The organism is Acinetobacter sp. ANC5681, from assembly GCF_023488045.1.
Classification (GTDB): Bacteria; Pseudomonadota; Gammaproteobacteria; order Pseudomonadales; family Moraxellaceae; genus Acinetobacter.
Map to the genome: position 1 here is coordinate 127,224 of NZ_JAMFKZ010000002.1, position 12,828 is coordinate 140,051.

Annotated in this window: 13 protein-coding genes, 2 tRNA genes, 1 pseudogene and 1 riboswitch; of the genes and pseudogenes, 8 read left to right on the forward strand and 8 right to left on the reverse strand. The window is 41.0% G+C overall.

Annotation, left to right across the window (positions count from 1 at the left end; translation table 11 throughout):
- Positions 1 to 45: 45 nt before the first annotated feature.
- The 3 genes from M5121_RS02030 (at position 46) to M5121_RS02040 (ending at position 2,180) form a co-directional block, all read left to right on the forward strand.
- A complete protein-coding gene (locus tag M5121_RS02030; RefSeq protein ID WP_249570155.1) occupies positions 46 to 1,887 on the forward strand; it encodes a long-chain-acyl-CoA synthetase in 1,842 nt (613 codons plus the stop codon).
- Positions 1,888 to 2,007: 120 nt separating this feature from the next.
- Positions 2,008 to 2,083, forward strand: a tRNA-Lys gene (locus tag M5121_RS02035).
- A 21-nt stretch (positions 2,084 to 2,104) separates the two neighbouring features.
- A tRNA-Lys gene (locus tag M5121_RS02040) sits at positions 2,105 to 2,180 on the forward strand.
- 124 nt (positions 2,181 to 2,304) lie between these two features.
- Here the strand turns inward: M5121_RS02040 and hemW are convergent.
- Positions 2,305 to 3,459: a radical SAM family heme chaperone HemW gene (gene hemW / locus M5121_RS02045; protein WP_249570156.1), complete on the reverse strand. Its 1,155-nt coding sequence runs from the start codon at positions 3,457 to 3,459 to the stop codon at positions 2,305 to 2,307.
- A gap of 116 nt (positions 3,460 to 3,575) precedes the next feature.
- On the opposite strand from hemW, the gene M5121_RS02050 reads away from it, so the two are divergent.
- The 4 genes from M5121_RS02050 (at position 3,576) to M5121_RS02065 (ending at position 7,402) form a co-directional block, all read left to right on the forward strand.
- Complete coding sequence (locus M5121_RS02050) at positions 3,576 to 4,037, forward strand: DMT family transporter (RefSeq protein WP_249570157.1); 462 nt, start codon at positions 3,576 to 3,578, stop codon at positions 4,035 to 4,037.
- 29 nt (positions 4,038 to 4,066) lie between these two features.
- Positions 4,067 to 5,428: an MATE family efflux transporter gene (locus M5121_RS02055; protein ID WP_249570158.1), complete on the forward strand. Its 1,362-nt coding sequence runs from the start codon at positions 4,067 to 4,069 to the stop codon at positions 5,426 to 5,428.
- Positions 5,429 to 5,715: 287 nt separating this feature from the next.
- Positions 5,716 to 7,011: an ABC1 kinase family protein gene (locus M5121_RS02060; RefSeq protein ID WP_249570159.1), complete on the forward strand. Its 1,296-nt coding sequence runs from the start codon at positions 5,716 to 5,718 to the stop codon at positions 7,009 to 7,011.
- Positions 7,012 to 7,147: 136 nt separating this feature from the next.
- The gene (locus tag M5121_RS02065) at positions 7,148 to 7,402 is read left to right on the forward strand and encodes a type B 50S ribosomal protein L31 (RefSeq protein ID WP_005218504.1); all 255 of its coding nucleotides are present in this window, start codon (positions 7,148 to 7,150) and stop codon (positions 7,400 to 7,402) included.
- 100 nt (positions 7,403 to 7,502) lie between these two features.
- On the opposite strand, the pseudogene M5121_RS02070 reads toward M5121_RS02065, so the two are convergent.
- From M5121_RS02070 to M5121_RS02080, 3 genes and pseudogenes are all read right to left on the reverse strand, one after another.
- Positions 7,503 to 7,772 (reverse strand): annotated as a pseudogene (locus M5121_RS02070) (DUF190 domain-containing protein).
- Between the two features lie 72 nt (positions 7,773 to 7,844).
- Complete coding sequence (crcB, locus tag M5121_RS02075) at positions 7,845 to 8,225, reverse strand: fluoride efflux transporter CrcB (protein ID WP_249570160.1); 381 nt, start codon at positions 8,223 to 8,225, stop codon at positions 7,845 to 7,847.
- A 132-nt stretch (positions 8,226 to 8,357) separates the two neighbouring features.
- Positions 8,358 to 8,424, reverse strand: a riboswitch (Fluoride riboswitch).
- A 59-nt stretch (positions 8,425 to 8,483) separates the two neighbouring features.
- On the reverse strand, positions 8,484 to 9,335 hold the full coding sequence (locus M5121_RS02080; RefSeq protein WP_249570161.1) for a DUF2071 domain-containing protein: 852 nt from the start codon (positions 9,333 to 9,335) through the stop codon (positions 8,484 to 8,486).
- Between the two features lie 126 nt (positions 9,336 to 9,461).
- Here M5121_RS02080 and M5121_RS02085 point away from each other — a divergent pair, with 126 nt between their 5' ends.
- The gene (locus M5121_RS02085) at positions 9,462 to 9,794 is read left to right on the forward strand and encodes a HopJ type III effector protein (protein ID WP_004659167.1); all 333 of its coding nucleotides are present in this window, start codon (positions 9,462 to 9,464) and stop codon (positions 9,792 to 9,794) included.
- Between the two features lie 14 nt (positions 9,795 to 9,808).
- On the opposite strand, the gene M5121_RS02090 is transcribed toward M5121_RS02085, so the two are convergent.
- The 4 genes from M5121_RS02090 to M5121_RS02105 all read right to left on the reverse strand — a co-directional run bounded on the left by M5121_RS02090 (position 9,809) and on the right by M5121_RS02105 (position 12,782).
- Positions 9,809 to 10,447 (reverse strand): flavin reductase family protein, encoded by a 639-nt coding sequence (locus M5121_RS02090; RefSeq protein ID WP_087542980.1) that lies wholly within the window; start codon positions 10,445 to 10,447, stop codon positions 9,809 to 9,811.
- 18 nt (positions 10,448 to 10,465) lie between these two features.
- Positions 10,466 to 10,876 carry a GFA family protein gene (locus M5121_RS02095; RefSeq protein WP_249570162.1) on the reverse strand — a complete coding sequence of 137 codons (411 nt, stop codon included), beginning with the start codon at positions 10,874 to 10,876 and terminating at the stop codon, positions 10,466 to 10,468.
- A 78-nt stretch (positions 10,877 to 10,954) separates the two neighbouring features.
- Complete coding sequence (locus M5121_RS02100; RefSeq protein WP_249570163.1) at positions 10,955 to 12,145, reverse strand: TIGR03862 family flavoprotein; 1,191 nt, start codon at positions 12,143 to 12,145, stop codon at positions 10,955 to 10,957.
- Entirely contained in the window at positions 12,138 to 12,782 is a 645-nt protein-coding gene (locus tag M5121_RS02105) for a class I SAM-dependent methyltransferase (protein WP_249570164.1), read from the reverse strand. Before M5121_RS02105 ends, M5121_RS02100 begins: the two co-directional genes overlap by 8 nt.
- Positions 12,783 to 12,828: the final 46 nt, after the last annotated feature.

Sequence of the window (12,828 nt, forward strand, 5' to 3'; positions counted from 1 at the left end):
ACAGATAGCCATTTTTGGACTGGTCGAAAAATAAATAGGATTGATATGAGCCAAACTACGCAGACCGATATTATTACCCTTAGTGATGTTGCTACTCGACTTCCAAACTTCATCACCAAAGTACCTCATATCCTCAATGGACTTAAACAAGCATATATACGAACGCCAACTTCACCTGCTGGTTTAGGCATTGCCTTTGAAAAAGCAGTCAAGCGTAACCCTCAAGGCATCGCACTGTTATTTGAAGATCAAAGTTACAGCTACCAAGCACTAAATGAATGGGCCAACCAAATTGCGCATTACTATTTATCACTTGGTGCTAAAAAGGGTGATGTCATTGCAGTGATGATTGAAAACCGTCCTGAACTGATTGCTACGATTGTTGCTTTAGCTAAAATTGGTGTCACGATCGCACTCGTAAACACATCACAAGTCGGTAAAATCCTCGCTCATAGCATTAATTTGGTTAATCCAATTGCAGTGATTGCAGGTGAAGAAGTCCGTGCTGCGATTGATGAAGCACGCACAGAATTAAAAGTTGCTCAAGATCGTTTCCACTGGTTTGCTGATCTAGAAACACGAAAAAATGCAGGGATTGCACCACAAGGTTATGTGAACCTTGCGCAACAAATTGACCAATTTCCAAAATTCAATCCATCGACTACCCGCACCGTGACAGGTAAAGATGGTTTGTTCTACATCTATACCTCAGGTACAACGGGCCTACCAAAAGCTGTTATTTTCACACACAGCCGTTGGACGCTTGCCTATGGTACGTATGGACATATCCTTAACCTCGGTAAAGATGATGTGATGTACGTGACCCTCCCGCTTTACCATGCAACGGGAGTTGTGGTGTGCTGGTGTGGTGTGATTGCAGGCAGTGCAACCCTTGCCGTACGCCGAAAATACTCGACGAGTGCATTCTGGAAAGATGTACAGAAATTCAATGCCTCTGCAATTGGTTATGTCGGTGAACTGTGTCGTTACCTCATCGATGCGCCTGCAACTGAACAGGATCGTGCCCATCGTGTTACCAAAATGATTGGTAACGGTATGCGTCCAAACATTTGGGGTAAGTTCAAAGAACGCTTTGGCGTGCAAGAAGTACTTGAACTTTATGCATCAAGTGAAGGCAATGTTGGTTTTAGTAATATCTTTAACTTTGACAATACAGTTGGCTTCTCTCCAACACCATACGCGATCGTTGAATTTGATAAAGAAAAGAATGAATTAGTTCGCGATAAGAAAGGCCACTGCAAGAAAGTCAAAACAGGTGAGGTTGGCTTACTGATTGGTAAGATCACTAGCCGTTCACCATTTGATGGCTACACCGATCCAGAAAAGAACAAATCTGTGATTTTAAAAGATGTGTTTAACAAGGGTGATTCATACTTCAATACGGGTGATCTGGTTCGTGACATCGGTTTCCGCCACGCACAGTTTGTGGACCGTTTAGGCGACACTTTCCGATGGAAAGGTGAAAACGTATCCACCACCGAAGTTGAAAACATGGTGTGCGAATACGATAAGATTGCAGAAGCTGTGGTATATGGGGTAGAGATTCCAAATACCAATGGTCGTGCAGGTATGGCAGCAATTACTTTGGTTGATGGTGCAGAGCTTAACGAAACTGATCTAAGCGCTATGGTAAATGTATTTAAAAAATGCTTACCATCATATGCAATTCCAGTATTTTTACGCATTCAAGCCAAAGTAGAAACCACTGGAACATTTAAGTATCAAAAAAATAAACTGAAAGAAGACTCATTTAATCCGAGCAAAACATCTGAACGTTTATTGGTTTTATTGCCAGGTACAAACAGCTATAGTGATGTAAATACTGAAATCTTTGATAACATTCAAAGCTATCAGTACCGTTTCTAGTTTATTTTTTAGCTAAACAAGAGGAAATCGTGCTTTTTATAAACAATCATGCAGATGTTTTTAAATTTCCTCTTGTGTTAGCTGAATAAGTTGCTAGAATACGCAACATCAAAACGAGATGGGTCGTTAGCTCAGTTGGTAGAGCAGCGGACTTTTAATCCGTTGGTCCCGCGTTCGAGTCGCGGACGACCCACCATTTAATGTTTTGAGCCCCTATGGGTCGTTAGCTCAGTTGGTAGAGCAGCGGACTTTTAATCCGTTGGTCCCGCGTTCGAGTCGCGGACGACCCACCAGATTCTAAAAAACCTCATCATTTATGATGAGGTTTTTTATTTTGTGCGAACTATCTTTCTAAAAGATGACAACAACCATTAGATTACTTTAAGCATCCTTGCTCAAAGTAATCTTGCACCTAAATTATAAAAAACTTTCCAACACCGAATTTAAAAAGATATGTCCCTGCTCTGTGCAAGCAATTCGATTTACATCATCGACCAAGAGTTTTTTGTCACGTAGTTGATTCAGCGTCTCATTGATATCTTGCAAATCAAGCCCTGTGCGTTGAGTATAAAATTTCGCATCTACCCCATCATTTAAACGCAAAGCATTCATCATAAATTCAAAGGGCAATTCATCCGCTTCAATCTTTTTCATTTGGAGATGATCCGCAGGAACCTTGGCTAAATAATCCTTCGGTAAACGGGTTTTCTGAAAACGATAAATCCCATCTGGACGACTAACCTTAGCATGTGCCCCTGCCCCAATGGCTAAATAATCACCAAACTGCCAATAGTTCAGGTTGTGCGCTGATGGCTTTTCCTTACGCCATGCGGAAACTTCATAATTGATAAAGCCCTGTGCCTTTAAACATGCCTCACCCTGCTCTTGTATCTGCTCCAGTATATCGTCCTGCGGAAGCATGGGCTGGGTACGAAAAAAAACGGTATTCGGCTCAATGGTCAGTTGATACCAACTAATATGGGTTGCGCCCTGTTCTACCGCAAGTTTGAGATCAGTTAGAGCTTGTTCAAGGGTTTGTTGGGGTAGACCATGCATTAAATCCACATTGACACGCTGAAAGCCTGCCTGACGCGCCTGCTGAATGGCACTGAGCGCATTATCGGCAGAATGAATCCGCCCTAAACGTTGTAAATGTTCCGTATTAAAACTTTGCACACCAATCGACAATCGGTTAATGCCCGCTGCAAGATAATCGGCAAAAGGATCATGCTCAACCGTGCCAGGATTGGCTTCCAGTGTAATCTCGCAATCAGCTTCAAAATTCAATCGGGCTTTGAGTTGATCGAATAACCACTGATAACCTTGTGCTGAGATTAAAGACGGTGTTCCACCACCAATAAACACACTATGAATCGCGCGCCCTTGTGCCATGTCGACTTGAGTCTCAAAATCAGCCACCAATGCTGCCAGATACTGTTGTTCCAAATCAGTAGAAAGTTGACCATCAGGAACAGCATGTGAGTTAAAGTCACAGTATGGACACTTGCGTACACACCAGGGCATGTGTATATAAAGTGAAAGTGGAATAAGGGCTGGATTTAATTCACTCAAAATATAAGCTCAATAACAGAACTTAATTATTTTAACATGACTCTATCAATCCGCTTATTATCATCACTTCACTATTCGGTTAGACTGAAACAACGAAGAACAATTAGACCGATAATATGATCAAAATTACCAGCCAATTGCTATTTATTCTTCCTCTTGCATTAGGTGTCGGTATTGCAATGGCATTTCAAACTGCAATTAATTCACAACTCAGAGAATATTTACACTCACCTCTTCAAGCTGCCTTACTCTCTTTTTTGGTAGGGACAATTGTGCTTGCATGTATGGTTTATTTTCAAAACACAGCAAAACCCAGTTTTGGAGAACTGTCTCAAATTCCATGGTTTCTGTGGGTCGGTGGATGTCTTGGGGTTTATGCCATCAGCATGAGCATTTATACTGCACCCAAACTCGGTTTTTTAACTTTTTCAGGCTTAGTTATTTTCGGTCAATTGACCATTTCAATGTTACTTGACCATTTCGGCTGGTTAGGTACAGAAAAAACACCTGTCAATTGGCAACGTCTTGTCGGCAGTATTGTCATTTTTATTGGTGTTATATTCACTCTACAACGCTAATTCTCCCTCAATCAATAAGAGTATTTTTTGTGTCTCACGCGACAACCAAGCGGTTTGAACTTAAGCAATTATTTCATTTAATGTTTCCAATCTTGATCACCCAATTTGCTCAAGCTGGGCTTGGTCTTATTGATACCATCATGGCAGGTCATCTTTCTGCTGCTGATTTGGCAGCGATTGCTGTCGGTGTTGGTTTATGGATTCCAATTATGTTGTTATTTGCAGGAATCATGATTGCCACAACACCTTTAGTCGCTGAAGCACGCGGTGCAAGAACACCAGAGAAAATTCCGACTATTGCACGTCAATCCTTATGGGTTGCGGTCATCCTCGGCATCGTTGCTATGTTGATTTTGCAATGTATGCCGATGTTTTTACCTCTCTTTGGAGTACCTGCAAGCTTACTACCCAAAGCAAGCCTATTTTTACATGCGATTGGCTTTGGTATGCCTGCGGTGATGATGTACGCAGCATTACGTAGTTATTCTGAAGCCTTAGGACATCCACGACCTGTGACTGCGATTAGCTTAATTGCATTATTGGTCCTGATTCCACTGAACTTTATTTTTATGTACGGTTTTGGACCTATTCCTGCTTTAGGGAGTGCGGGTTGTGGCTTTGCAACAGCAATCTTACAGTGGCTGATGTTTATTACACTGGCGATTTATATTTCAAAAGCTAAGGCTTATAAACAAGCGCCCATTTTCACAAAATGGGAAAAAATTGATCCTGTATGGGTAAAACGCATCTTAAAGCTGGGTCTGCCGATTGGTCTAGCTGTATTTTTTGAGGTAAGTATTTTCAGTACAGGCGCGATTGTCCTGAGTCCACTCGGTGAAAATGCGATTGCGGCGCATCAGATTGCAATTTCTGTGACTTCACAATTGTTTATGATCCCATTATCTCTTGCGATTGCACTCACGATTCGTGTGGGTACTTATTATGGAGAGAAAAATTGGTATGCGATGCGCCAAGTTCAAAAAGTAGGGTTAATTAGCGCAACCATTTTTGCTGCTTTGACCATGACACTGATTGCTGTAGCGCGCCCCTATATCGTGGCAATCTATACCAATGATATTCATGTTATTCCTGTCGCGATGTATCTCTTGTGGTTCGCGATGGCGTATCAACTAATGGATGCATGGCAAGTAAGCGCTGCAGGCTGCCTACGAGGCATGCAAGACACGCAAGCACCAATGTGGATTACCTTAATGGCATACTGGGTCATTGCTTTCCCAATAGGCTTATATCTGGCACGTTATACGATTTGGGGTGTTGCAGGTGTTTGGTTAGGATTGATTATCGGTTTAAGCATTGCCTGTGTATTCTTAATTGGTCGTTTATATTTAAACAATAAACGTTTAGGGCAACACATTAATCTCAACTCATAAGAACTTAATGCTGGTTTAATTTTATAATTGAAAGATGACAAGGATGTCATCTTTCAATTTGATCAAAATGTGCGATCAATCTAATAAAAACTTTGGCTAAATCTTAAAAGATCGGGCTAGATTACATCTAAAGATTCCAACCAATAGATGTCCAATACATCCTGTAAGATCTAATCCATTCTCAATATCTACTTACATCCCTTAACATTTTTTTATAGGCAATTTAAGTTTTGTCACCTATGATCAAAGCATCACTCTAAAACTGAATCGAATGAGGTCAAGCGAATATGGCAAAACATGCAAGCTCTCCCAGTAGACGTTTTTTAAAACTGGCTGGTATGACCGCAAGTATTGCCAGCAAAAGCGTTGCTAACTCCATTCGTAATCTCGCCGCAGATGAAGAACAAAAAAACGCAGCACGCAGCCAACTATTTCAAGATATTGGCTTACAGATTGCCGATACATTGGGTGAAATGAAAGGTGCTGTGATGAAAGTCGGGCAAATTGCCTCACAGTATAAAGACATTTTTCCACCCGAAGTGGCGAAAGCAATTGCTAAATTACAACGCCAAGCCCCAGCCATGCCTTTTGCTGAAATCAAGCAGCAGATTGAAAAAGAGTTGGGCAAACCACTGAATAAGATTTTTACCTCATTTGAGCCAGAGCCTTTCGCGGCAGCCTCGATTGGTCAGGTACATCGTGCGGTACTTCCAAATGGGCAAGCAGTTGTGGTGAAAGTACAATATCCAGGGGTTGACCAAGCCTGTGAAAGTGACTTAAAGCAAGTCCGCCTCGCATTACGCTTAATGGGCGTACTTAAGATTGATAAGAAGCTACAAGATCAACTATTTCAAGAAATTCAGGACAGCCTTTCTGCTGAATTGAACTACGAAATCGAAGCACAAAACCTTGAGGTTTTTAAAATTTTTCATGAGAAGTTGGATGATCAAATCATCATACCAACCGTCTATAAAGATTATTCGTCTCGCCGCGTACTTACGCTAAGCCTTGAACAAGGTGATTCCATTGAAACTGCCAGTACATGGTCAGTTGAAACCCGTAATCAAATCGGTCGTCGTTTGATTCGCGCTTTAGGACAAGAAATGTTTTTCTTGAAGCGTTTTCACTGTGATCCACATCCGGGCAACTTCGCTTTCCGTGAAGATGGCAGTGTGATTATTTATGATTACGGTAGCGTCAAAACACTATCCCCTGAAATCATTCAACACTTTAAAGCATTGGTCAATGCAGCTCGCCAAGAAGATATTGCTCAGGTTGAAGATTTACTGGTTGAACTGCATTCGATTGCTGAAAAGCAGAAATTTCCAAATGAATTGTATACACAATGGATTGAAATTCTATTACGCCCGTTAAGTACACATTATGACTTTGCCGAAAATTCATCGCATCACGATGGAATGCGACTTGTTAAAAAATCGCTGAAATATTGGGATGTATTTAAACCTTCTCCAGATACGCTCATGGTCAATCGTACGATTTCAGGACATTATTGGAACTTGATTCACCTTAAAGTTCACGACAACTTAAATGATTTATTTGAAGAGCTTGTTCCAAATTACTAAAAACCACCCCCTTTATTTTGAATAAAGGGGGTGAAATATTTTACCTACAAGTTATAGATCACTCACTTGAAAGCATTAGAATTGACTCTATATATTGTTATGTTATAACATACTATAAAAATAGGAGTCATTTAAAATGCGTAAAGATATCCATCCTGCTTATCAACAAGTCTTGTTTCATGATACCAATGCTGATGCCTACTTTTTAATTGGTAGCACACTCCAGACCAAACAAAGCAAAGAATATCAAGGGAAAGTCTATCCATACGTTACCCTAGATATTTCAAGTGCATCGCATCCGTTTTATACAGGTGAAGTACGCCAAGCAAGCAATGAAGGTCGTGTTGCCAGCTTTAACAAACGCTTTGCACGTTTTAATCGCAAAGGTTAATCTTGTTTTAAGTTTCATTCATTAAGCTATTAATATTGGAAGTCTAAGGCTATATCTCCTCCGCTTAGACTTCTTTTTTTATGTCTAGATTCTATACATCCTAGCGATCAGTTGATTTACCCACCACGCCAAACTCAATCGGTGTTTTCACATAGAATAAAGAAATCTCTTTACGATTCAAATAACTCAAGAATTCGATTGCCTGTTCAGAGCTTACTGCAAATTGAATTTGTATAGGTCGATCCGCTAATTCAAAGAAACGAGCAGAATGAAATAAAACCTGATGATCAACACCTTCCAAACCCGCTCATACTGTCGCCCCACACAAATTCATTTGACTTGCGACTGTCAACAAACATTCACTAATCATTTTTCCCTAAACATTATGGTTTTGTGTCGTACAAAAAGTAATTAAAAATCCATTCATTTCATCACTTCTTGGCTATGTGGCACTAAGCCATTGATGCAGGCTCATACCTAAGAGGGTAAACAGCAATGATCCAAGCACATGAATCAAAATCACAGCACAGGCATAACCCAATTTACCACTTTGTAATAAGGTAATAATCTCAGCCGAAAATGTTGAGAACGTGGTCAATGCACCACAAAAGCCCGTGATCACGAACAGTTTGTAATTGGGGCTGAGAGAGCTTTGAGAAAAATAGGAAATTGCAAAGCCAATAATAAAGCCACCAACAAAGTTGACAGTGACCGTTCCTAAAGGAATATTGGGGGAAATAGGATTCAGCTTTAAACCCAAAAACCAACGTAACCATGCACCTAATACCGAGCCAAGTGCGATTGAGAGTAAAGGATAGTACATGATTTACTCCATACACTGCGCTGGAGCTAAAATGATATTCAGCATGAGTTTATAGCTAATTTTCTGAAGATTTTTCATTTGCGAACTCCAAAATGGGAACAGAGCACGCACAAACCTACGCCCCCTGTTCAGGGTAACGTAGGCATCATTAGCCAAAACGGCGGTTTGTAATAGGAGGAATGCCATCTCCTTTGTTCTAAAATAACATAATTTTTAGACAACTCAACTGCTGTGTATAAACACAAAGTTATCCACAATTTATTGAGATTCTGGCAATACTTTTTCTCCCACCACATAAAAATCCAGTTTAGGAACCACAAAAGTAAAAGCTGCGGTATCATCATCTAAACCAAATTGTTGCAACAATTGAGGAGCCTGTAATTTATCAATCTCAGCAGCCTGAATTTGTGGAAATTGCACAGGCATGTTGATATCCCCCTTCGACATCCGAGTCGGTTGGTCAATCCATTCAGCCCACGCATGATCTTGATACACCAAAAATTGAACGGCCTCCTCCCATGAGGAAAATAAGCTTTGCCAAGCCTCAGGTAAACGTTTCTGCATGGTGATGTGTATATCACTGCTAAAAGAATAATCTTCATCCACGCGAATACGAGTATGAATCGCGTTTCCATCTCGTTGATGCTGAAAATTTGGCGCATATTGCGCAGGCATCACATCACTGGCGAGGCGACCACCGATCACATACAGAGCTTGATCAACGATCACTTGTTCAAAGATTACGGTCTTGGGCTTTGATTCATTTAAATAAAAGCGCCAATTACTTTGCCGAGGTGAAGGCATTAACTGGCGTACTTTTCCAAGGAAATTAAAGCCAAAATGCTGGTGCTGATAAGTTAAAATAGTAAAGATGGTTTTGCCCTGCTTTTCCCATAAAATAACAGGATCTGGATAACGCTGGCGAACTTGCTCAGCATCCGCCAACCAAGACAAATAAACCACATTGCTCACCTGACTTTGTAAACGCATAAAAGGAAGTATGCGCATCACCATACGACGGAGTTGCAAGACAAAACGACAACTTAATATCGGCGCGAAAAATCGCAATGTAGACCATGGTGAGGACCACCTTAAACGGTGTCTATTCATTATTATTCAAAAGATTCATGCTCGCTTTGAGCATAAACTGCCAAGATTACAACGTCCAGTTCAAATACGATGCTGTATTTAAATGTTATGATGCGGGCATTACTTCACCAAATATGGAATTTTGAAATGGCTCAAAGCTTATTGGCACAACTTAAAGATGGTTCAGCAAAGTTTGCAGACGTATTGGCATTTATTGAAGCGCGTTATCAACATACGCCAACAGCCTTTCAAAATGGCGCACAATCAAATGCTGAAACAGAAAACCAAGGCAGCGCAAAAGTACTCAGCTTTGCTCAAATCGAAGGCTTAAATCAAGCGGATACGCTCAGTTTATTTGCGGAACATTATGCATCTGTATTGGCAACACCTGAAGCAACAGATCATCAAAATATCCGTCAGTTTATGCAAAATGGTTGGGATGGCGTGAAGTTTGAAGGTAAAGCACTGACTGCAAAATAAGATAAAGGAGGTCTTTAACCTCCTTTTTTATCATCATTTTCTATTGTAATGTTGGGTCTAACCAGTTTAGATAAATTTGTTGTTAAACTATAAAAATCGCCACCCATTTTCCCAACACTATCGAGTTGCTGCTGATCAATCATCTGCCCATCCCATAACCGATCATCAACATAAATCGATTTGACATCCAGCAATACGACTGTACCTCCAGATGCTAAGCTACTGAGCTGAATCACCTCTCTTAATTGGCATTCATAACGCACTGGTGCATATTTTACTGCCAAGGCTGCGACCGCATGGCTTGGTTCAGACTCAATCTCAGCAAAATCAAACTCACTTTGCTCTGGAGGCAATACTGCACAAGATAAATTCATCTGTTCAAGCAGTTGTGAATTTACAATATGAATCGCACATTGTTGCGTCTCGATTAAATTTCTCAAAGTATCTTTATCTTGCCCATTTCTTGGATTGACTTGTGAATACCAAAGGATGGGAGGATGACAACTCGCAACGTTAAAGAATGAATAAGGGGCTATATTGGCTACGCCACTAGCAGAAATGGTACTGATCCATGCGATGGGTCTAGGCGTAATTCCCCCAACCAACAAACGATAGATCTGATTTGCATCTAACTCAGAGGTTTCAAAAATCATAATGCTTGCACTACCTACTTATGGGCGTTCGATATATTGTGGTAAATCATCTGTAATGCAGTCCCATTCTGCTTTTGACGCCGCGAAAATATGCATGCTGGGTTTTTGCTGTAAAGGTGTATCTAACGTACCAATTCTTAAACGATACAATTCTGGCTGCGCATCACGTGAGCTAATGAGTGGTGAACCACATTCCCCACAAAACCAGCGATAAACACCTGTAACAGCAAATTTTTTAACGAGGTGCTCACCTTGTACAATTTTAAAATCTCTACTACTAATCGGTGCATTAGTGGCGTAAGCCGTCCCGTTCGCTTTACGGCAACGCTGACAATGGCACTGAACTATCTCACCAATCTCACCCTGAATTTCGTAGCGGATGCCCTGACATAAACAACTCCCTTGATATACTGGCGATTGTTCAGACATATCATCATACATCCTATATTTATTGGCTACTCAAAACTAACACTATTCGCATATCAAACAAAGTACAAAACAGCGTATTTATCTGCTTAAAAAATGTTGTACGCCTTGCCCTGCTGCTCGCCCTGTGGCAAAACAAGCCGTCAGCAAATATCCACCTGTCGGTGCATCCCAGTCCAGCATTTCGCCACAGCAAAACACATAAGGATTAGATTTCAATTGCAATTGTGGAGATAAAATATCTTGCTTGACCCCGCCCGCACAGCTAATCGCTTCTTCGATTGGACGGAAGCCATCTAAAGAAATACTGAGATGCTTGATCTGCTGCACCATTTGCTTGGCATCTGACCATAAGCTTTTATCAACGATTTCCCGAAGCAGATTAATTTTGACCTGATCCAAGCCTGCTTTACGCCAAAGATTGGTAAGAGACTGCTTTTTATTGCCCTGTAATTTCTTTTCTAATTGTTCAATACTGAGGTCTGGTAGTAAGTCTAGGTGAAGTTTTAGGTTTTTCTTTTGGCTCAGCTGTGTTCTTAAATCACGCCCCAGCTTATAAATCACACCACTTTCAAAACCATAGTGCGTAATGATGATATCACCATGTGTCTTTCGCTCAGTTGTAACCCACGCATCAACTCGTTTGAGTGGCTGACCAAAACAATCTTGCATAAACGGCGACCATTGTTTCAACACCCCAGCATTGCTAGCCTGAAATGGTTCAATTTCATCGGTGGAAAGCCATTGCTGCCACGCGCCATCACTACCTAATTGTGACCATGACACTGCTCCGCAGGCCAAAATAATCGCATCATAAGTTGCACTAAATTGCTGAGTCTGATTCTCTATCGTGAGCTGATTGTTGGATAAATCCACACAACGATGACGATAATGGAATTTTACACCCTTCTGAATCAATCGCTTTAACCAAGCACGAAGTAACGGTGCTGCTTTCATTTCTACTGGAAACACACGCCCTGAACTGCCGACATAGGAATTGATCCCAAGACCTTGCATCCAATTTTGAATCCACTGAGCATCCCATTGTTTCACCCAAGGGCTCAACCAATCGGTACGATCATAGCGTTGGATAAATACGTCTACAGGCTCAGCATGTGAGATATTTAAACCTGTTTTGCCCGCCATTAAAAACTTGCGCGCTGCAGAAGGTTTTTGTTCAAACACATCAATTTGATAGTTGTATTGACTCAACATTTCAGCAGCCATCAAGCCCGCTGGACCTGCACCAATAATCGCAATGCGTTTAGACATCAAGGTTCTCTTGAATATTCTGCCCTTGCAATGGTGCAAAATCATCAAAACGGGTTGTATAGCCTTCTGGTTTTCGAATGATCAATTGTTGGCACAATTCACCACGTTCTAAGTACTTAATTTCAAAATGAGTACGTGCAGAATCTACTGCAATTTTCTGCTTTTCATATGGTAGTTTCCATAGCTCAATCAACTGCTGTTCAGCTTCATCAATATATTCAGGAATATTGCTTGCGAGCGTAATCGAGCCATTGGGCTGAAGACGAGAAAGTAAGAACTCAAAGAATGGCATATTCAGCCAACGTTGTGCAGGATTATGCGGCTCTGGATTTGGATAGAGAATAAAAAATTGTTCGACCTGTGCAGGATATAGGGCATGTACAATCCAAGGTAAAGCATCGGCATGAATCGGATTGAGATATTCACGCGGTTCTAGTTGATGCTGTTTTTGCATAGCCAGAAATTTTTCTTTGGTTCGTTCAATCGCATACAACGTGGTGTGTGGATTTTGCCCCGTAAACAACAAGGCATGTTTGCCTTTTCCAGCACCAATTTCGACACAAATCGGTGTACTAGGAATGGCAATAAAATCACGAGGGGCTTGCATACGTTGTGCTTGAAATTGACGAATCGACATAATCTCATCAAACTATCTAGAAATCGGCATAAGTCTAACAACTCAC